This window comes from Stenotrophomonas sp. SrG (assembly GCF_050031795.1).
GTDB classification, from domain to species: Bacteria; Pseudomonadota; Gammaproteobacteria; order Xanthomonadales; family Xanthomonadaceae; genus Stenotrophomonas; species Stenotrophomonas rhizophila_A.
The window spans coordinates 52,255-72,366 of sequence record NZ_JBNBBE010000020.1 but is presented as its reverse complement, the minus strand read 5'-3'; the positions used below and the strand labels follow the sequence as shown (position 1 = coordinate 72,366).

At 67.2% G+C, this 20,112-nt stretch carries 19 protein-coding genes; 12 read left to right on the top strand and 7 right to left on the bottom strand.

The genetic code is table 11. From position 1 onward, the window contains the following. Window positions 1–122 precede the first annotated feature (122 nt). The 3 genes from ACQG3P_RS16795 to yidD are packed head-to-tail and all read right to left on the bottom strand — an operon-like array spanning window position 123 to window position 2,570. Entirely contained in the window at window positions 123–968 is an 846-nt protein-coding gene (locus ACQG3P_RS16795; protein ID WP_306988072.1) for a M23 family metallopeptidase, read from the bottom strand. Further along, window positions 968–2,314, bottom strand: coding sequence for a dihydroorotase (locus ACQG3P_RS16790; protein WP_426805684.1), 1,347 nt, complete (start codon window positions 2,312–2,314; stop codon window positions 968–970). Before ACQG3P_RS16790 ends, ACQG3P_RS16795 begins: the two co-directional genes overlap by 1 nt. 1 nt (window position 2,315) lies before the next feature. Further along, window positions 2,316–2,570, bottom strand: coding sequence for a membrane protein insertion efficiency factor YidD (gene yidD, locus ACQG3P_RS16785; RefSeq protein WP_426805683.1), 255 nt, complete (start codon window positions 2,568–2,570; stop codon window positions 2,316–2,318). Window positions 2,571–2,841: 271 nt separating this feature from the next. Between yidD and dksA the strand changes: the two genes are divergently transcribed. After that, the gene (dksA, locus tag ACQG3P_RS16780) at window positions 2,842–4,077 is read left to right on the top strand and encodes an RNA polymerase-binding protein DksA (RefSeq protein ID WP_426805682.1); all 1,236 of its coding nucleotides are present in this window, start codon (window positions 2,842–2,844) and stop codon (window positions 4,075–4,077) included. Between the two features lie 63 nt (window positions 4,078–4,140). Here the strand turns inward: dksA and ACQG3P_RS16775 are convergent, their stop codons facing one another. The 3 genes from ACQG3P_RS16775 to cysS form a co-directional block, all read right to left on the bottom strand. Then, window positions 4,141–5,394: an MFS transporter gene (locus ACQG3P_RS16775; protein ID WP_093532457.1), complete on the bottom strand. Its 1,254-nt coding sequence runs from the start codon at window positions 5,392–5,394 to the stop codon at window positions 4,141–4,143. Further along, complete coding sequence (locus ACQG3P_RS16770) at window positions 5,391–5,834, bottom strand: SufE family protein (RefSeq protein WP_093532579.1); 444 nt, start codon at window positions 5,832–5,834, stop codon at window positions 5,391–5,393. The genes ACQG3P_RS16775 and ACQG3P_RS16770 overlap by 4 nt, the downstream gene beginning before the upstream one ends. Before the next feature lie 73 nt (window positions 5,835–5,907). Then, window positions 5,908–7,278 carry a cysteine--tRNA ligase gene (gene cysS, locus ACQG3P_RS16765; RefSeq protein ID WP_426805681.1) on the bottom strand — a complete coding sequence of 457 codons (1,371 nt, stop codon included), beginning with the start codon at window positions 7,276–7,278 and terminating at the stop codon, window positions 5,908–5,910. Window positions 7,279–7,486: 208 nt separating this feature from the next. Between cysS and ACQG3P_RS16760 the strand changes: the two genes are divergently transcribed. The 11 genes from ACQG3P_RS16760 to ACQG3P_RS16710 all read left to right on the top strand — a co-directional run bounded on the left by ACQG3P_RS16760 (window position 7,487) and on the right by ACQG3P_RS16710 (window position 18,745). Next, complete coding sequence (locus ACQG3P_RS16760; protein ID WP_184126593.1) at window positions 7,487–8,047, top strand: hypothetical protein; 561 nt, start codon at window positions 7,487–7,489, stop codon at window positions 8,045–8,047. Between the two features lie 278 nt (window positions 8,048–8,325). After that, entirely contained in the window at window positions 8,326–9,336 is a 1,011-nt protein-coding gene (locus ACQG3P_RS16755; protein WP_068853217.1) for an N-acetylornithine carbamoyltransferase, read from the top strand. Window positions 9,337–9,389: 53 nt separating this feature from the next. Then, window positions 9,390–10,583, top strand: coding sequence for an argininosuccinate synthase (locus ACQG3P_RS16750; RefSeq protein WP_426805680.1), 1,194 nt, complete (start codon window positions 9,390–9,392; stop codon window positions 10,581–10,583). A gap of 8 nt (window positions 10,584–10,591) precedes the next feature. Beyond that, window positions 10,592–11,680 carry an acetylornithine deacetylase gene (locus ACQG3P_RS16745; protein ID WP_320457300.1) on the top strand — a complete coding sequence of 363 codons (1,089 nt, stop codon included), beginning with the start codon at window positions 10,592–10,594 and terminating at the stop codon, window positions 11,678–11,680. 73 nt (window positions 11,681–11,753) lie between these two features. Continuing rightward, the gene (locus ACQG3P_RS16740; RefSeq protein WP_093532462.1) at window positions 11,754–13,082 is read left to right on the top strand and encodes an acetylglutamate kinase; all 1,329 of its coding nucleotides are present in this window, start codon (window positions 11,754–11,756) and stop codon (window positions 13,080–13,082) included. Window positions 13,083–13,087: 5 nt separating this feature from the next. After that, window positions 13,088–13,687: a GNAT family N-acetyltransferase gene (locus ACQG3P_RS16735; protein ID WP_210130683.1), complete on the top strand. Its 600-nt coding sequence runs from the start codon at window positions 13,088–13,090 to the stop codon at window positions 13,685–13,687. Continuing rightward, window positions 13,684–14,643: an N-acetyl-gamma-glutamyl-phosphate reductase gene (gene argC / locus ACQG3P_RS16730; RefSeq protein WP_426805679.1), complete on the top strand. Its 960-nt coding sequence runs from the start codon at window positions 13,684–13,686 to the stop codon at window positions 14,641–14,643. The genes ACQG3P_RS16735 and argC overlap by 4 nt, the downstream gene beginning before the upstream one ends. 12 nt (window positions 14,644–14,655) lie before the next feature. Next, on the top strand, window positions 14,656–15,951 hold the full coding sequence (gene argH, locus ACQG3P_RS16725) for an argininosuccinate lyase (protein ID WP_068853201.1): 1,296 nt from the start codon (window positions 14,656–14,658) through the stop codon (window positions 15,949–15,951). A 59-nt stretch (window positions 15,952–16,010) separates the two neighbouring features. Beyond that, entirely contained in the window at window positions 16,011–16,271 is a 261-nt protein-coding gene (locus ACQG3P_RS16720; RefSeq protein ID WP_426805678.1) for a YciI family protein, read from the top strand. Between the two features lie 13 nt (window positions 16,272–16,284). Continuing rightward, window positions 16,285–17,436 carry a glutamate 5-kinase gene (gene proB, locus ACQG3P_RS16715; protein WP_426805677.1) on the top strand — a complete coding sequence of 384 codons (1,152 nt, stop codon included), beginning with the start codon at window positions 16,285–16,287 and terminating at the stop codon, window positions 17,434–17,436. 61 nt (window positions 17,437–17,497) lie between these two features. Then, window positions 17,498–18,745, top strand: coding sequence for a glutamate-5-semialdehyde dehydrogenase (locus tag ACQG3P_RS16710; RefSeq protein WP_426805676.1), 1,248 nt, complete (start codon window positions 17,498–17,500; stop codon window positions 18,743–18,745). 37 nt (window positions 18,746–18,782) lie between these two features. Here the strand turns inward: ACQG3P_RS16710 and ACQG3P_RS16705 are convergent, their stop codons facing one another. Continuing rightward, a complete protein-coding gene (locus ACQG3P_RS16705) occupies window positions 18,783–20,066 on the bottom strand; it encodes an OmpA family protein (RefSeq protein ID WP_426805675.1) in 1,284 nt (427 codons plus the stop codon). Window positions 20,067–20,112 lie beyond the last annotated feature (46 nt).

Genomic DNA, 20,112 nt, shown 5'->3' with positions numbered 1-20,112 from the left:
TCGCTGGGACGCATGACCTGTGCCGGAGAGGCGCCTTCGTTTCAGGTCATGCGTTACCGGATGTTGCTTCGTCTCGCATCATCAGGTCACCGGCCATCAGCCGGTCACTCCCGCGTTTCAGGTTACTTCCCGCGTTCGAGCACCAGCAGCGGATCGATCCGCGTGTCGAACCAGTTCATGCCCCAATGCAGGTGCGGGCCGGTCGCGCGACCGGTGGCGCCAACCGCGGCAATCACCTGGCCCTGCTCGACGCGGTCGCCGACCTTTACGTCGATCCGCGACAGGTGCAGGAAGTTCGAGCTGATCCCGAACCCGTGATCCAGCAGTAACGTGCCGCCGGTGAGGTACAGATCCGGTCCGGCAAACGTCACCACGCCAGCGGCCGGCGCCTTCACCGGGGTGCCGGTCGGCACCGCGATATCCATTCCCGAATGCCCGGAACCGGGCTGCCCGTTGTACACCCGCGCATTGCCGAAGCGGCCGCTGATGCGGCCCTGCACCGGCCAGATGAAGGCCTGCGCGAAATCGGCGCGGTTGTCATCGCGCGCCCGCGCCGCGGTCACCTGCGCCTGCTCGCGCTTGATCCGCTCGGCAATCGCCGGCGGCGGGTTCACGGTCTTGGGCGGCACGCCGTTGACGCGCTCCACCGGCCAGTCACGCGGGGTCACCGCGATGCTCACCGTTTCGCTGCCGCCATCGGGGCGCTGCACCTGGACCTGCAACGGCCCTTTCTCATCGCGCCCGATCCCGAACACCACGCTGCCGTAACCGCTCACCCGCAGCGTGCGGCCGGCGTACTGCACCACGCTGCCGGCCGGCACCTTGCCGATCACCATCGCACCCTGCGACGCGCTGGCCGGGAACACCACGCGCGCGTCGGCCTGGGCCTGGGCGGGCGAGGGCAACAGGCCGATCACGGCCACCGGGGCCAGGGCCAGCAGGCCCAGGCCCAACACGGTTGCCCGCATCAGCGGTCGTAGCTCATGCGCTGGCCATTCGGCGCGCCCACCAGCTGGGTGCCATCCCATGCCAGCTGGCCGTTGACCCAGGTCGAGGCCACGCGCGAACGGAAGGTCATGCCCTCAAACGGCGACCACGCGCACTTGGACAGCACGTCTTCGCGCTTCACGGTGAACGGCACGTCTTCCACCAGCACCAGGTCGGCCCAGTAGCCTTCGCGCAGGTAGCCGCGCTGGCTCACATCGAACAGCTGTGCCGGGGCGTGCGCGAACTTCTGCACCACCTGGGTGATCTCCAGCTTCCCTTCGTGCACCAGCTCCAGCGCAGCCACCAGCGCGTACTGCACCAGCGGCAGGCCGGACGGCGCCTGCGCATAAGGCTTCTGCTTTTCTTCCCAGGTGTGCGGGGCGTGGTCGGTGGCCAGCACGTCGATCACGTTGTCGGCCACGGCCTGCGTCAGCGCCTCGCGGTCGCTCACTTCCTTGATCGCCGGGTTGCACTTGATCAGGTTGCCCAACCGCGCGTAATCGGTGCGGTCAAAGCGCAGGAAGTGGATGCAGGTTTCGGCGGTGATCTGCTTGCGGCTGCCATCGGCACGGATCAGCGGGCCCTTCTCGAACAGCTTCAGCTCATCGGCGGTGGAAATGTGCAGCACGTGCAGGCGGGTGCCGTGCTTCTTCGCCAGCGCCACTGCCAGCTCCGACGACTTCAGGCAAGCTTCGCGCGACCGGATGTCCGGGTGCTGCTCGGCGCTCAGCGCATCGCCGTACTTTTCGGCGTATTCCTTCGCCTTGGCGTCGATCATCGGGGTGTCTTCGCAGTGCGTGATGATCGGCGTGGGGGCGTACTTGAAGATCGCGTCCAGCGTTTCCGGGTTGTCCACCAGCATGTTGCCGGTGGAGGCGCCCATGAACACCTTGATGCCGGGCGAGGTCTTGGGATCCACCAGTTTGATGTCGGCCAGGTTGTCGTTGCTGGCGCCCATGTAGAAGCCGTAGTTGGCGCGCGCGCGACCGGCGGCACTGTCGTACTTGGCCTGCAGGGCCGCCGCGTTGAGCGTCGGCGGATTGGTGTTGGGCATGTCCATGAAGCTGGTCAGGCCACCGGCCACCGCGGCCGCCGATTCGGTGGCGATGTCGCCCTTGTGGGTCAGGCCGGGTTCGCGGAAGTGCACCTGGTCGTCGATCATCCCGGGCAGCAGCCAGCGGCCGGCGGCATCGACCACCGTATCGCCGTCCTGCGGCTGCAGGCCGTTTCCGATCTGCGCGATGCGGCCGTTGTCGATGCGCAGGTCGCCGTCGAAGATGCGGCCTTCGTTGACCATGCGGGCGTTGACGATGAGCGTGGAGGGCATTTCAGTGTTTTCCTGTGCAGCGGCAATCGGCGTGGCCGGTGCGCGGCGGCACCTCGTCCACGCCACCGGGATGGAAGGGGTGGCAGCGCCCCAGCCGGCGCGCGGCCAGCCAGCTGCCACGCGCAGGGCCATACGTGGCGATGGCTTGCATGGCGTATTCAGAACAGCTCGGCATGAACCGGCAGCGCGGCCCAAGCAGGGGGCTGATGAAGCGCTTGTAGAAGCGCAACAGGGCAATGAGCAGGTGGGAGATCACCCCCCAATCTTAGAGCAGTTGGCATGAAGGCCGCATTTGTCGCAGGATGGGGTGTTGGACCCGTCCGCGCTGGTGCGCGGCGGGGCCGCCCCGGCGCCATCGCCGGGTCAGGTTCCGAACTGCGCAGGTCGTTCCGCCCCGGCGGGGGAACGGCCACACACCGCTGTGTTCTCCAACTGAACGGAGTAGGCGGAGTGGTTGCTGCTGCTGGTCGGGTAGGCTATAAAGGCCCGCTTTCCCGGGCCCCGGGGAAACCAAGGAAGAGCGTTTCGTGGCTGCTAAAAAAACTGCAAAGAAGGCCGTCCAGGCCGCCAAGAAAACCGCCAAGCCTGTTGCTAAGAAGTTGGCGGCCAAGACCGTTGCCAAGAAACCGGCCGCAAAGCCGGCGGGCAAGCCTGCATCCAAACAACCGGCGGCCAGGACGGCACCCGTGAAGAAAGCGGCGGCCAAGAAAGCCCCCGCCAAGAAGGTGGTCGCCAAGGCGCCGGTGAAAGCGCCGGTAAAAAAGGCGGCAACCAAGCCGGTGGCCAAGAAGGCCGTGGCCAAGAAGCCCGTCGCTAAAGCTGCACAGCAGCCGAAGGCTGCCCAGGCGCCGGTGAAGAGAGCCGCGCCCGCCAGCAAGCCTGTGGCCAAGAAATCCGTAACGCCGGCGGCCAAGACCGCGCCGGCGAAAAAAGCGGTTGCCAAGCCTGCACCGGCCAAGCCGGCAAAGGCCGCCAAGCCGGCAACCAAGCCGGCAGCAACCAAGCCGGCTGCCAAGCCGGTTGCAGCACCCGTAGTGAAGTCCGCACCGAAGCCGGCACCGCCGGCACCGGCCAAGTCTGTCCCGGCCAAGGCCGCGGCCAAGCCTGCTCCAGCTCCGGCGCCCGCGCCGAAGCCGGTGGCGGCAGCCCCCGCGCCAAAAGCCCCGCAAAACAAGAATCCCGTGCCCGTTTCGAAATCGCCTGCAAAAACTCCCGTGAAATCCGAATCCGCCCCCAAGCCCGTGTCGCGTCCGGTTGGCAAGGTCGCCGTTGCCGTGGCAGCGCGTTCGTCCGCCCCGGCCCCGCGCACCAAGGTCAAGGTGGTCGAGTACAAGACTGACGAAGCCACCGGTCGTCCGATCCTGCCCGACGGCTACAAGCCGAGCGCGGAAGAGGAGTACATGAGCCCGCTGCAGCTGGAGTATTTCCGCCAGCGCCTGCAGCACTGGCGCAATGAACTGGTCGAGGAATCCAAGCAGACCATCGCCAACCTGCAGGAAGAAGTGCGTGACATCGGCGACGAAGCCGAGCGCGCCACCCGCGAGACCGAGAACTCGCTGGAACTGCGTACCCGCGACCGCTACCGCAAGCTGATCGGCAAGATCAACAGCACGCTCAAGCGCCTGGAAGACGGTGACTACGGCTTCTGCGTGGACACCGGCGAAGAAATCGGCCTGGACCGCCTCGAAGCGCGCCTGACCGCCGAACGCACCATCGATGCCCAGGAGCGTTGGGAGCACCTGCAGAAGCAGCAGGGCGACTGATCCCAAGTCGTCGATCCAATCAAAAAACCCGGCCAAGGCCGGGTTTTTTGTTGCCGTTTGCGGTTACTGCAGATCGCGCAGATTCAACCGGCGCAGGGTCGGGTTCTTCCAGGCGGTGATCCCGGCAACGCTCAACACCGCGAACCCGCCCAGCACCACTGCCGGCACCAGGCCCAGCAGCTTGGCCATCGTGCCCGCGTAGAACGCGCCCAGCTCGTTGGACGAGCTGATGAAAATGCCGTTGATCGATGACACCCGCCCGCGCATTTCTTCCGGCGTGGCCAGCTGCAGGATGGTCGAACGGATCACCACCGACACCCCGTCGAAGGCCCCGTAGAACAGCAGGATCACCGCCGACAGCCAGAAACTGTGCGACAGCCCGAAGCCAATCACGCACAACCCGAATCCGGCCACCGCGAACAGCAGCACCCGCCCCGCATGCCGCTGCAGCGGCCGGCGCGCCAGCCACAGGCCCACGCATACCGAGCCCAGTGCCGGTGCCGCGCGCAGGATGCCCAGCCCTTCCGGCCCGTGGTGCAGGATCTCGTGCAGGAACGCCGGCAGCATCGCCACCACCCCGCCCAGCAGCACCGAAAACATGTCCAGCGCCATCGCGCCGACCATGATGCGGTTGCCCAGCACGAAGCGGCCGCCCTCGGCGATGCTCTTGAAGATCGGTGCCGCCGGCCCGGTGTGCACCGGCTCGGATACCCGCAGCATGGCCAGGCAGCCCAGCGCGCCCAGCGCCGCCGCCACCGCCACCCCGTAGGACAGGCTCTTGCCGCCCCAGGCCACCAGCCCGCCGCCCAGCGCCGGGCCCACCACCATGCCCGCCTGGAACACCACCGACCCCAGCCCCGCGCCACGCGCGAACTGGTGGCGTTCCAGCACACGCGCGAACAGCGCGTTGTAGATCGGCGACAGGAACGCCCTCACCATGCCCGTCATCGCCACGGCCGCATAGATCGGCCACACCCCGTGGAACGGCAGCCAGCCCTCCGCCACTGCCGTCAGCACCACCGCCGTCAGCACCAGCCCGCTGCACGCCACCATGCCCAGCCGGCGGCGTGGCAGGTGGTCCACCAGGTAGCCGGCGAACGGCGCCACGCAGAAGAACGGCAGCACCTCGGCCAGCCCGACCAGTCCCAGCGAGAACGGGTTGCGGGTGACTTCGTAGATATGCCAGCCCACCGTGACCGCCACGATCTGGTAGGACAGCATCGCCAGGATGCGGTACGCCAGCAGCAGCGAAAAACCCGGCCGCGTGAGCAGGCCCAGCGCGCTCTCGGCGGCTTCGGAAGGGGCAGGCGAACTCACGGCGCCGACTGCGCCTGCGCGGTCTCACGGATGAAGGCCAGCATCGCCGCCACCCCGTTGCTGCGGGTCGGCGACAGGTGCCGCGACAGCCCGATGTCCTGGATGTAGGTCGGCTCGGTGGCCAGGATCTCGGCCGCCGAACGCCCCGAATACACCCGCAGCGCCAGGTAGATCAGGCCCGAGACGATCGCCGAATCACTGATCGCATGGAAGCGCAGCGTATCGGCGTTGCCCTCCGGCACGATCCACACCATCGACTGGCAACCCAGCAGGCGGTGTTCCTCGGTTTTCCATGCGTCCGGGAACACCGGCAGCTTGCGACCCAGGTCGATGAGGTACTGGTAACGCTCGGACCAGTCGCCGAAGAACGCGAATTCCTCGGCAATGGCGGCCTGCGCGTCGGCAGCGGTGGGTTCAATCGGGAACGGGGAATCGATCACAGCCATCTCTACAGTTGTTACGGAACGTCGGGCCAACCCGACGGTAGCGCCCGACCGTTGGTCGGGCGGCCTTTCAACGCTTGCGTGACCAGCGCACGCCCTGCGCGGTGTCTTCCAGCACGATGCCCGCTGCGGCCAGCTGGTCACGGATCGCATCGGAATGGGCGAAATCGCGGGCCTGCTTGGCCGCGGCGCGCTCGTCGATCAGCGCCTGGATGCGCGCGTCATCATCGGCGTCGCCGCCGCTGGTGCCGAACCACGCAGCCGGGTCCTGCTGCAGCAGCCCCAGCGCCTGCCCAGCGCCCAGCAGGGCCGATTTCCAGCCCGCCTTGTCGGCCGGTTCGGCGCGGCGCGCTTCCGCGCCCAGCCGGGCCAGCTCGGCCAGCGCCTGCGGGGTGTTCAGGTCATCGTCCAGCGCCGCCTCGATCTCGGCCGGGATGGCCGGGGTCGCGGCCACGTCGGCCAGGTCGCGCAGGGTGCCGTACAGGCGGTCCAGGGTACGCACCGACTGCTCGATCAGCGCATCGGACCAGTCCAGCGGCTGCCGGTAATGGGCCGACAGCAGGGCCAGCCGCAGCGCCTCCGGGGCGTGCTGGCGGACCAGGTCGTGGACCCGCTCGATGTTGCCGATCGACTTGCTCATCTTGGCACCGCCGAAATTGAGCATGCCGTTGTGCAGCCAGAACCGGGCGAAGGTCTGCCCGCCGTGGGCGCACTCGCTCTGCGCGATCTCGTTTTCGTGGTGCGGGAACTGCAGGTCCACGCCACCGGCATGGATGTCGATGGTCGGCCCCAGGTGCGCGGCGGCCATCGCCGAGCACTCGATGTGCCAGCCCGGACGGCCCCGGCCCCAGGGCGATTCCCAGCCCGGCAGGTCGTCGCTGGAGGGCTTCCACAGCACGAAGTCGCCCGGGTCGCGCTTGTACGGGGCCACGTCCACCCGCGCCCCGGCCAGCATCTCGTCCGGGTCGCGGCGCGACAGCTTGCCGTAGTCGGCGTAGGAGGGCACCGAGAACAGCACGTGGCCCTCGGCCGCGTAGGCGTGGCCGGCCGCGATCAGCTGCTCGATCATGGTGATGATGTGCGGGATGTGCGCGGTGGCTTCCGGCTCGATGTCCGGCGGCACCACGCCCAGCGCGGCCATGTCTTCACGGTAGGCGGCGGCGAAGCGGTCGGTGATGGCCGAAATCGGCACCCCCTGCTCGCGCGCGGCCGTGTTGATCTTGTCGTCCACGTCGGTGATGTTGCGGGCGTAGCGCAGCCCGCCGAAGCGGCGCCGCAGCAGGTCGGCCAGCACCCCGAACACCACCGGGCCCCGGGCGTTGCCGATATGGACGTAGTTGTAGACCGTGGGGCCGCACACATACAGGGTCGGACAGGTCGGATCGAGCGGGGTGAACGGTTCGAGCTGGCGTGTCAGGTTGTTGTGCAGGCGCAGGGTCATGGGGGCGTAGGGCCGGGCGGAGTAGGGGCAAGCCTTCGATTTTAGATCACAACGGCCCCCAGCGCCGGCCCCGGCACGCCGCCCGTTGCCCCCTGATTTCGCAAACGACACGGTTCGGTATGGGCAGAAGCGTCGCGGAAGGGTAATGTTCAGCCCCTTGTGCCACGCACTGCCTACACTATCCGCCTTGTCCTCTTTCCTGTTGCCAATGAAATCCGCTTCGTTGCTGACGCTGACCTGCCTGCTGGGGAGCGCCGCTTTCATGGCGTGCGCCCAGGACGCCGAAGTCCGTAACCGGGTGGTGATCGTGGAGAACGTGAAGTTCGACTACGCGCAGGTGCTCAACGTGGAGCCGGTGTTCCAGACCCTGCGGGCCACCCGCACCGAGGAACATTGCGAACCGGTATCCACCCGGACCCTGGCCCCGGTCAACGTCACCGGCGAAGAGCCGCAGGAAGAGAAGGGCCGGTTCGGCCGTTTCATGGATTCGGTCCGCTCCATCTTCAAGCGTGAAGACGGCAGCACCGAAGACATGGCCCCCGTCGTGGAAGCCCCGGCCGCCAACAACGGCCCGCTGCTGACCCGCGATTGCCGCATCATCCCGGTCGGCCGCGAGTTCCGCCGGCCCATCGCCTATGACGTGGATTACGTCTACAAGGGCACCAAGTACCGCTCGCGCCTGCCCGAAGACCCCGGCAACCGGCTCAAGATCCGCGTCTCCATCACCCCGTGGGTGGGAGCGGAGCAGGGCAGCGCGGCAAATCCCTGAACCGTCGGTTCAGGCCTTGCGCCGTGCCCGATCACATGCAAAGATGGGCGGCCATGAAACTCACCGACTTCCAGCACGACACCAGCGCCGCCCGTATGGCTACGGGCATGACGTCGCGTGCCCGCCGACCGGAACCCCACATTTTCGCTGGGTAACCGGAGCTTCGTGCTGTCTGTTCGGAAAACCCAGCCCCCGCGCTGGGTTTTTTCGTTTCTACGATTTGAAAAGTTGCATTTGTACCCTTTCTTCCATTGAAACCCGCCTCAAAGGATCGATCGATGTCCCTGAAGCACTTCCTGAACACCCAGGATTGGAGCCGTACCGAGCTGGATGCCCTGCTGACCCAGGCCGCGTTGTTCAAGCGCAACAAGCTGGGCGACGAGCTCAAGGGCAAATCGATTGCCCTGGTGTTCTTCAACCCGTCCATGCGCACCCGCACCAGCTTCGAACTGGGCGCCTTCCAGCTGGGTGGGCACGCGATCGTGCTGCAGCCGGGCAAGGATGCATGGCCGATCGAGTTCAACCTCGGCACGGTGATGGACGGCGACACCGAAGAGCACATCGCCGAAGTGGCCAAGGTGCTGGGCCGCTATGTCGACCTGATCGGCGTGCGCGCGTTCCCGAAGTTCATCGACTGGGCGCAGGACCGTGAGGACATCGTGCTCAAGGCGTTCGCGAAGTACTCGCCGGTGCCGGTGATCAACATGGAAACCATCACCCACCCGTGCCAGGAACTGGCCCACGTGATGGCGCTGCAGGAACACTTCGGCACCCAGGACCTGCGCGGCAAGAAGTACGTGCTGACCTGGACCTACCACCCCAAGCCGCTCAACACGGCCGTGGCCAACTCGGCACTGACCATCGCCACCCGCATGGGCATGGACGTGACCCTGCTGTGCCCGACCGCCGATTACATCCTCGATGACCGCTACATGGGCTGGGCCGAGCAGAACGTGGCCGAGAACGGCGGTTCGCTGAAGATCAGCCACGACATCGCCAGCGCCTACAGCGGCGCCGACGTGGTGTACGCCAAGAGCTGGGGCGCGCTGCCGTTCTTCGGCAACTGGGAACCGGAAAAGCCCATCCGCGATCAGTACAAGCACTTCATCGTCGACGAAGCCAAGATGGCCCTGACCAACAACGGCGTGTTCAGCCACTGCCTGCCGCTGCGCCGCAACGTCAAAGCCACCGACGGCGTGATGGATTCCGCGCAGTGCATCGCCATCAACGAAGCGGAAAACCGCCTGCACGTGCAGAAGGCCATCATGTCGGCGCTGGCCGGCCGGTAATCGCGCGTTTCACCCCATTTTTCCTATAAACCCCCACTTCGGACCCGACCCCCATGAGCAAGAAAGACATCGTCCTGGCCTTCTCCGGCGGACTCGACACCAGCTTCTGCGTGCCCTACCTGCAGGAGCGCGGCTACAACGTGCACACCGTGTTCGCCGACACCGGCGGCGTGGATGACGAAGAGCGTGATTTCATCGAAAAGCGTGCCGCCGAACTGGGCGTGACCAGCCACGTCACCGTCGACGGTGGCCCGGCCATCTGGAAGGGGTTCGTCAAGCCGTTCGTGTGGGCCGGTGAAGGCTACCAGGGCCAGTACCCGCTGCTGGTGTCGGACCGCTACCTGATCGTCGATGCCGCGCTCAAGCGCGCCGCCGAACTGGGCACCAACATCATCGCCCACGGCTGCACCGGCATGGGCAACGACCAGGTCCGCTTCGACCTGGCCGTGAAGGCGCTGGGCGATTACCAGATCGTCGCGCCGATCCGTGAAATCCAGAAGGAACACACCCAGACCCGCGCCTACGAGCAGAAGTACCTGGAAGAACGCGGCTTCGGCGTGCGCGCCAAGCAGCAGGCCTACACCATCAACGAAAACCTGCTGGGCCTGACCATGTCCGGCGGCGAGATCGACCGTTGGGAAGCCCCGGGCGAAGGTGCCCGCGGCTGGTGCGCACCGCGCAGCGAATGGCCGGCAGAAGCGCTGACCGTGACCCTGAAGTTCGTCGAAGGCGAAGCGGTTGAACTCAACGGCAAGGCGCTGCCGGGCGAGCAGATCCTGGCCCAGCTCAACAAGCTGTTCGCGCCGTACGGCGTGGGCCGTGGCGTGTACACCGGCGACACCGTGATCGGCCTGAAAGGCCGCATCGTGTTCGAAGCCCCGGGCCTGGTCTCGCTGCTGGCCGCGCACCGCGCGCTGGAAGATGCGGTGCTGACCAAGCAGCAGAACCGCTTCAAGCCGGACGTGGCGCGCAAGTGGGTGGAGCTGGTGTACGAAGGCTTCTACCACGACCCGCTCAAGACCGACATCGAAGCGTTCCTGGAGTCCTCGCAGGCCAAGGTCAACGGCGAAGTGGTGCTGGAAACCCGTGGCGGCCGCGTCGATGCGGTGGCGGTGAAGTCGCCGCACCTGCTCAACACCAAGGGCGCCACCTATGCGCAGTCGGCCGACTGGGGCGTGGAGGAAGCCGAAGGCTTCATCAAGCTGTTCGGCATGAGCAGCACCCTGTACGCGCAAGTAAACCGCTGAGGCCCGGCATGTTGGAACAGACGCTCCATCACCTGCAGGCGCTGGTGTCTTTTGACACCCGCAACCCGCCGCGTGCGATCACCACCGGTGGCATCTTCGATTACCTGCGCGCGAACCTGCCCGGGTTCAACGTGGAGGTGATCGACCATGGCGACGGCGCGGTCAGCCTGTATGCGGTGCGCGGTACGCCGCGCTATCTGTTCAACGTGCACCTGGACACCGTGCCCGATTCCCCGCATTGGAGCGCCGATCCGCATGTGATGCGGCGTGCCGATGACCGGGTGATCGGGCTCGGCGTGTGCGACATCAAGGGCGCGGCCGCCGCACTGGTGGCCGCGGCCAATGCCAGCGATGGCGATGCCGCGTTCCTGTTCTCCAGCGATGAAGAAGCCAACGATCCGCGTTGCATCGCGGCCTTCCTCGCCCGCGGCATTCCGTATGAAGCGGTGCTGGTGGCCGAACCGACCATGAGCGAAGCGGTGCTGGCGCACCGGGGCATCAGCTCGGTGCTGATGCAGTTCGCCGGCCGCGCCGGGCATGCCTCGGGCAAGCAGGATGCAGCCGCCAGCGCCTTGCACCAGGCCATGCGCTGGGGAAACCGCGCGCTGGACCATGTGGACTCGCTGGCGCATGCCCGTTTCGGCGGACTGACCGGTCTGCGCTTCAACATCGGGCGCGTGGAAGGCGGCATCAAGGCCAACATGATCGCCCCGGCCGCCGAACTGCGCTTCGGCTTCCGCCCGCTGCCGTCGATGGACATCGACGCGCTGCTGGCCACTTTCGCCGGTTTTGCCGAACCGGAAGCGGCGCTGTTCACCGAAACCTTCCGCGGCCCCAGCCTGCCGGCCGGCGACATCGCCGAAGCGGAGAACCGCCGCCTGGCCGCGCGTGACGTGGCCGATGCGCTGGACCTGCCGATCGGCAACGCCGTGGACTTCTGGACCGAAGCCTCGCTGTTCTCGGCCGGTGGCTACACCACCCTGGTGTACGGCCCGGGCGACATCGCCCAGGCCCACACCGCCGACGAGTTCGTGACGCTGGAGCAGCTGCAGCGCTACACCGACGCCGTGCACCGCATCATCAGCGCCGGCGCCTGACCGAATGACGCCGTCGTGGCCCACCACTGACGGATCTCCCACCGCGGCCACGGCCGCCCGTGACGATACTGAAATGCCTTCTTCCCTCCAGCCCCACCGCCAGACCCGCCAGACCATCGTGCGCCTGCTTTCCAGCATGGCCAGCGCGAAGGAGATCAGCCAGTACCTCAAGCGCTTTTCGCAGGTGGATGCCAAGCGCTTCGCCGTGGTTAAGGTCGGCGGCGCCGTGCTGCGCGATGACCTCGACGCGCTGACCTCTTCGCTGTCGTTCCTGCAGGAAGTCGGGCTCACCCCGATCGTGCTGCACGGTGCCGGCCCGCAGCTGGACGCGGAACTGTCGGCGGCCGGCATCGTCAAGCAGACCGTCAACGGCCTGCGCGTGACCTCGCCCGAAGGCCTGGCCATCGTGCGCCGCGTGTTCCAGGCGTCGAACCTGCAGCTGGTGGAAGCACTGCAGCAGAACGGTGCACGTGCCACCTCGATCACCGGTGGCGTGTTCGAAGCCGAATACCTGGACCAGGACACCTACGGCCTGGTCGGCGAAGTGAAGAAGGTCAACCTGGCCCCGATCGAAGCCAGCCTGCGCGCCGGTTCCATTCCGGTGATCACCAGCCTGGGCGAAACCCGCTGCGGCCAGATCCTCAACGTCAACGCCGATTTCGCCGCCAACGAACTGGTGCAGGAACTGCAGCCGTACAAGATCATCTTCCTCACCGGCACCGGCGGCCTGCTCGATGAAGAGGGCAGGGTGATCGACTCGATCAACCTGTCCACCGAGTACGACCAGCTGATGCAGCAGCCGTGGATCCACGGCGGCATGCGGGTCAAGATCGAACAGATCAAGGACCTGCTGGACCGGCTGCCGCTGGAGTCGTCGGTGTCGATCACCCGGCCGGCCGACCTGGCCAAGGAACTGTTCACCCACAAGGGCTCGGGCACGCTGGTGCGCAAGGGCGAGAAGGTGCTGCGCGCCACCGCCTGGAGCGAACTGGACCTGCCGCGCCTGAAGGGCCTGATCGAATCCAGCTTCGGCCGCACCCTGGTGCCCGATTATTTCGACAAGACCCGCCTGCTGCGCGCCTATGTCAGCGAGAACTACCGCGCTGCGGTGATCCTCACCGACGAAGCCGAAGGCGTGTACCTGGACAAGTTCGCCGTGCTCGATGACGCGCAGGGCGAAGGCCTGGGCCGTGCCGTATGGAACGTGATGCTGGAGGAAACCCCGCAGCTGTTCTGGCGCTCGCGCCACGGCAACCCGATCAATCATTTCTACTACGCCGAATCCGATGGCTGCTACAAGCAGGACCACTGGAAGGTGTTCTGGTTCGGTGCCGACGGCTTCGACCGCATCCGGACCTATGTGGACCATTGCGCCAAGCGCACCCCTAGCCTGGAGGGCTGACCCCGATGAATCATGCCGACTGGACCAAGGTCCCCACGCTGGACGGCCGGCATGCACGGCTGGAACCGCTGCAGATGGCGCATATCGACGGCCTGCGCGGTGCGCTGGGCGACGGTTCGCTTTCCGCGCTGTGGTACGCGCACGTGCCCAGCGCCAAGACCATGACCGCCTACGTACAGGCCGCCCTGCAGGACCAGGCCGCCGGCAAGGTGCTGCCGTTCGCCGTGCTCGATGCCGACGGCAACGTGGTGGGCAGCACCCGCTACTACGCGCTGGAAGAAGAGGTGCCGCGCCTGAGCATCGGCTACACCTGGTACGGCCCGCATGCGCAGCGCACCGGGGTGAACACCGAAGCCAAGCTGATGCTGCTCACCCATGCCTTCGAGCGGTTGAAGTGCATCAGCGTGGCGTTTGAAACCAGCTCGCACAACGCCGCCTCGCGCGCGGCCATCGCCCGCCTGGGGGCCACCCAGGAAGGCGTGCTGCGCAACCACAAGCGCCACCCCGATGGCAGCCCGCGCGACACGGTTGTCTTCTCCATCATCGATTCGGAATGGCAGGACGTGAAGCGCACCCTGCAGGACCGCCTGGACGCACACGCATGAGTACTTCCAACAGAACGTTCACCATCGGCATCGTCGGCGCCCGCGGCCACACCGGCGCCGAGCTGGTCAAGCTGATCGCCGCGCACCCGCAGCTGGCGCTGGGCTTCGTGTCCTCGCGCGAGCTGGCCGGGCAGCGCGTGGCCGATACCTATCCCGAGGTTGCCGGCGAGCTGGCGTTTGAAAACCTCGATGCCGACGCCGTGGCCGCCAAAGGCGTGGATGCGGTGATCCTGGCGCTGCCCAACAACCTGTCGGCCCCGTTCGTCGCCGCGCTGGATGCCGCGCGCCCGGAGACGGTGATCGTGGATCTGTCTGCCGACCACCGCTTCGAAGGCAGCTGGTACTACGGCCTGCCCGAACTGACCCGGGGCGATTACACCGGCCAGAAGCACATCAGCAACCCGGGCTGCTACGCCACCGCCATGCAGCTGGCGATCAGCCCGCTGCTGGACCAGCTGGCCGGGCCGCCGCAGTGCTTCGGCGTATCCGGTTACTCCGGCGCCGGCACCAGCCCGTCGGACAAGAACAACCCCGAACTGCTGCGCGACAACCTGATGCCGTACGCGCTCACCAACCACGTGCACGAGCGCGAAGTCACCGCGCACCTGCGCGTGCCGGTGGAGTTCATGCCGCACGTGGCCCCGCATTTCCGTGGCATCACCATGACCGTGAACCTGTGGCTGCAGCAGCCGGTGACACGCGATCAGGTCGTGGAGACCTACCGCCGCTTCTACGCCGATGAGCCGCTGATCGAGATCCTCGACGAAGCACCGTGGGTGAGCCGCATCGCCGGCCGCCATGGCGTGCAGATCGGCGGCTTCGACGTGGCCCCGGGCGGCAAGCGCGTGGTGGTCGTAGCGACCCTGGACAACCTGCTCAAGGGCGCGGCCACCCAGGCCATGCAGAACCTCAACCTGGCCCTGGGCCTGGATGAACTGACCTCGATTCCGCATTGATTGGAGCAACACATGGCAGACCTTCTCTGGCAGAAGCCCGGCGTAGCGGTGGATGCGAAAATCCAGACCTTCCTCGCCGGCGATGACGTCATCCTCGACCGCGAGTTCTTCCTGTACGACGTGCAGGCCAGCAAGGCGCACGCGCAGGGCCTGGAAAACATCGGCATCCTCACCGCCACCGAGCGCAGCGATCTGCAGCGCGAGCTGGACGTGCTGGCCGACGATTTCCGCAGCGGCGCGTTCGTGCTCGATGAGCGCTTCGAGGATTGCCACTCGGCGATCGAAGCGCGCCTGACCGAACGCCTGGGCGATGCCGGCCGCAAGATCCACACCGGCCGCAGCCGCAACGACCAGATCCTGGTCGCCACCCGGCTGTGGCTGAAGGACAAGCTGCTGCAGGTGTCCGCGCTGAGCCGCGAAGTGGCCAAGGTCGCGCTGGACCGCGCCGAAGCCGAGAAAGACCTGCCGGTGCCGGGCTACACCCACATCCAGCGCGCCGTGGTGTCCTCGGCAGGCATGTGGTGGGCCGGCTGGGCCGAAGCCTTCATCGACAACGCGGTGCGCGCGCACGACACCTTCGCGCTGGTCGATGCCAATCCGCTGGGCACGGCGGCCGGTTACGGCGTGAACCTGCCGCTGGACCGCGCCCACACCACCCAGGCACTGGGCTTTGCGCGCATGCAGATCTCGCCGATCTACGCGCAGCTGTCGCGCGGCAAGTTCGAGCTGGCCGCACTGGAAGCGCTCGGCGGTGCCACCCTGGACCTGCGCCGCCTGGCGTGGGACCTGTCGCTGTTCACCAGCGGTGAGTACGGCTTCGTCGCGCTGCCGGCGCAGTACACCACCGGCAGCTCGATCATGCCCAACAAGCGCAACCCGGACGTGATCGAACTGATGCGCGCCACCCACGCCAGCGTGGCTGCGGCGCGTACCGAGATCGAGCAGCTGCTGTCGCTGCCGTCCGGTTACCACCGCGACCTGCAGGGCAGCAAGGGCGCCATCTTCCACGGCTTCGGTCGTGGCCTGGCCGCGCTGGAACTGCTGCCGGCGCTGCTGGCCAACCTGGAATGGCGCGAAGACAAGCTGCGCGTTGCCATCGATTCGGGCATGTACGCCACCGACGTCGCCGTGGAAGCGGCCGTGGCCGGCGTCCCGTTCCGCGAGGCCTACAAAGCGGCCGCGGCGGCATCTGACACTGCCGGGCAGGGACGTACCCCCGAAGGCAGCCTGGCCGCGCGCGTGTCGCCCGGCGCGGCCGCGGACCTGCGGCTCGACGAACTGCGCGCCCGCTGGGCGGCACTGGCGTAACGCAGAACGGCGGCCACTGGCCGCCGTTCCTGTATTGGCATGAATCCACGGAGTTCCGCATGAAGATCTGCTACCTCGTACTCGTTACCCGAACGCCTGAATTCCGCGATGAAGCGGGTGCCGAACACGCACGTTTTCTCGATGAGGTGCGTGCCCGCGACCAGCTGCTCATCACCGGCGGCTTCACCGACAAGACCGGCGGCGCCTACGTGCTGCACAACCTGGCCGACCGCGCCGCCGCGCAGGCCATCGTCGATGCCGATCCCCTGATGACGCTCGGCAGCGCCACCGCCACCGTCCACGAATGGTCCACCCGCTGAGGCAGCCCCCGCGATGACCCCCACGCCCGTGCAGTCCCCGTTCCCCGAACAGCTGCTCCCCGGCTGGAAGCGTGCCGTGCTCAAGGTCGGCAGCAGCCTGTTGGCTGCCGATGGGGGTGGCCTGTCGCCCCGGCATGCACTGGGCCTGGCGCAGTTCGTCTCGGCACACGTGCTGGCGGGGCGCGAAGTGGTGATCGTGTCTTCCGGCGCGGTGGCTGCGGGCCGTGCGATCGTGCCGCGCGCGATCGAGGCCGGCGCCGCCATGGCCGCGCGGCAGGCACTGGCCGCGCTCGGCCAGGCGCAGCTGATCGGGCTGTGGCAGCGCTTCTTCGAGCGCCCGGTGGCGCAGGTACTTCTCACCCACGACGACCTGCGCAACCGCCGCCGTTACCTCAATGCCCGCGCCACGCTCAACGAGCTGCTGCGGCTGGGCGCGCTGCCGGTGGTGAACGAGAACGACACCGTGTCGGTGGACGAGCTTAAGCTGGGCGACAACGACAACCTGGCCGCCACCGTGGCCGCGTTGATCGACGCCGACATCCTGTTCATCGCCACCGACATCGACGGCCTGTACAGCGCCGATCCGCGCCGCGATCCGCAGGCGCGGCCGATCCATGACGTGCCGGAGCTGAGCCTGGAGGTGCTGGCCATGGCCGGCGGTGCGGGCAGCGGTGCGGGCACCGGTGGCATGCACACCAAGCTGGAAGCGGCGGCCAAGGCCGGCCGCGTCGGCATCGATACCTGCCTGTTCAATGGTCGTGATGACGATGTGGTGCGCGCGCTGGCGCAAGGCCGGTTGTTCGGCACCCGCATCCATGCCGGGCAGACCCGTGAAGCCGCGCGCAAGTACTGGCTGCGGCATGCGCCGCTGGAGGCCGGTGCCATCATCGTGGATCAAGGTGCTGCTGCAGCATTGCGCGACAAGGGCGCCTCGTTGCTGCCGGGCGGGGTGACCGCTGCCGAAGGCGATTTCCGCCGCGGCGACATGGTGCAGGTGCGGCTGCGTACCGACAGCGGTGAAGTGATCTTGGCGCGTGGGGTCAGCCAGTATTCGGCCAGCGACATCCGCCGCGTGGCCGGGCGGCATTCGCGCGACATTGAAAGCGTGTTGGGCTACAACTACGGTGGCAATGTGATCCACCGGGATGACCTGGTGCTGGTCTAAGCGAGCGTCGGCCCCGACGAATTCCTGAAACGCGCCAAAACCCTTCGTGATGAGAGATCCCATGGACATCCGTGATCAAGCCCTCCAATGCCGCGACGCCGCCCAGGTACTGGCGCAGCTTTCGTCCGAGGCCAAGGCGGCGCTGCTGGATGCCATGGCAGACGCGCTGGACAGCGACGCGGCCACCATCCTGGCCGCCAACGCGCTGGATCTCGCCGCCGCCGAAGCCAAAGGCACCGGCAGCGCGATGCTCGACCGCCTCGCCCTCAATCCGGCGCGCCTGTCCGGCATCAGCGCTGCCCTCCGCGAAGTGGCCGCACTACCCGACCCGGTCGGCAGCATCACCCGCGACGACATCCGCCCCAACGGCATCCGCGTGCAGAAGGTGCGCGTGCCGCTCGGCGTGATCGCGATGATCTACGAAGCGCGACCGAACGTCACCGCCGACGCCGCAGCGCTGTGCATCAAGGCCGGCAACGGCGTGATCCTGCGCGGCGGCTCCGAAGCCATCCATTCCAACACCGCCATCGCCGCCTCGCTCAAGCGCGCCCTGCGCGCGGCCGGCGTGCCCGATGCGGCGCTGACCCTGGTCGAAGACCTGCGTCGCGAGACCATGCTCACCCTGCTGCAGCTCAACGACCTGATCGACCTGGCCATCCCGCGCGGCGGGGAAGGGCTCATCCGCTTCGTTGCCGAACATGCGCGCGTGCCGGTGATCAAGCACTACAAGGGCGTGTGCCACCTGTACGTGGACCGTGCCGCCGACCCGGCCAAGGCGCTGGCGCTGCTGGTGGATGGCAAATGCAGCCGCCCTTCGGCCTGCAATTCACTCGAAACCCTGCTGGTCCACGCCGAGGTCGCTGAGACGTTCCTGCCGCAGGCTGAAGCCGCCTTGCGGGAACGCGGGGTGGAGGTGCGCGCGGACGCGCGTGCCCGGCAGTGGCTGCCGCAGGCCGCGCCGGCCACGGAGGACGATTTCGCGGCCGAATACCTCGACCTGATCATCGCCGTGCGCGTCGTTGATGACCTCGAACAGGCGTTGTCCCACATCCAGCAGTACAGCTCCGACCACACCGAAGTCATCGCCACCGAAGACGCGGCCGCCGCCCAGCGTTTCATCAGCGCGCTGCGCGCCGCCGTGGTGATGGTCAACGCCTCGTCCCGCTTCTCCGATGGCGGCGAACTCGGCCTGGGCGCGGAAATCGGCATCTCCACCACGCGCCTGCACGCCTACGGTCCGATGGGCCTCGAAGCGCTCACCGTGGAACGCTTCGTGGTCCAGGGCAGCGGCCAGACCCGCGCGCCATGACCGGCGCGCGGTTGCGTCAGGTAACGATGGTGGGTCGTTACAACGCCTTGTAGGCAATCCGCCGGTTCGCCGCGCGCCCTGCCTCGGTGGTGTTGTCGCCCACCGGGCGGTTGGCGCCGAACCCGCGTGCCAGCAGCCGGTCTGCAGGTACGCCACGGGCAGCCAAGGCTGCTGCTACGGCCTTCGCACGCTGCTCGCTGAGCGTCTGGTTGGTCTCGGCGTTGCCCACGTTGTCGGTGTGTCCCTCCACTTCAACGCGCGCCCCTGGCGGCGCCGCCTGGATTGCTTTTGCTGCACCGTCCAGGATCGACGCACTGCTGCGGGTAATCACCGCCGACCCGGTTTCGAAGGTGATCGTGGTCTGGTTCAACGCCTGGGTCAGGTCGTCACTGCTGAAACCCGGCGGTAGCGCACCCAGTGCCGCAGCGCCCTTGTCGAACAGGCCCTCCACCTCCAGGTTGCCCAGCTCCTTCTGGAACAGCTGGCTGACCGCCGTGCGTTCGGCCTCGGGCAGCCTGGAAGTATCCAGTTTGAGCGAGTCACCGTTCAACGCGAACTGCAGCGCGTTCTGTTTCAGGCTGGGGATCAGGTCGGCCAACCGGCCCAGCCAGCTGGCTTGCTTGACGTTGGTATCCACCTGGATGTTGGAGCTGACGTTGATCTGTCCATAGGCGCCCGCAAAGGCCCCCAGCAGCTTCGCCTTGTCGGCCACCGATCCCAATGTGCCGTTCAACGTCACCTTGCCGTCGGTGTTCTGGAAGGACAGGGTGGGGTGGGTGGACACGGCCGCGACGTTGGCGGCCGGCGCGGTAACCGCTGGCGCCTTGGCCACGTGGCGCGATTGCCAGCCGCACCACGCAAGCGCGAGCAATGCCAGCAAGGGCAGCAGCCAACGCCAGAGGCGGAAGGGGGACCGCTTCTTCCCCTTCGTGCCCAGCAGACCCGTGAATGCAGCGGGAAGCGCGGTCGGCATCACCCCGCCGGCGGTCACCGCCCGGACGATCGGCGGCGGGGCGGTTGCCAGCAGCGCGGGTGCCACGGCGGGCGTTACCCCGGCCTTGCTGGCGATGTCCTCGATGCTCTGCCCGCCCAGCGCGCTGCGGATCTGCCCGGCATCGACAGCGCGCATGTTGGGTTGGCCTGAGAACCAGGACTTGAAGACATCGCCAAGCCCGGCGGCGGAGAATCTGTCGGCCAGGCCGGCGAGTCCGCCGGGCTGTTTGAAGATGTACTCGATGACGACGCCGATGAATTTCTGGGCGTTCGGTCCAAGGCCGGTGGCCCGGGCCACTTCAGTGACCAAAGTCTCGATAGACGACATGATGTATCCCCTCACAATGAAGTGCGGGATGTCTCCGAGGCGGAGC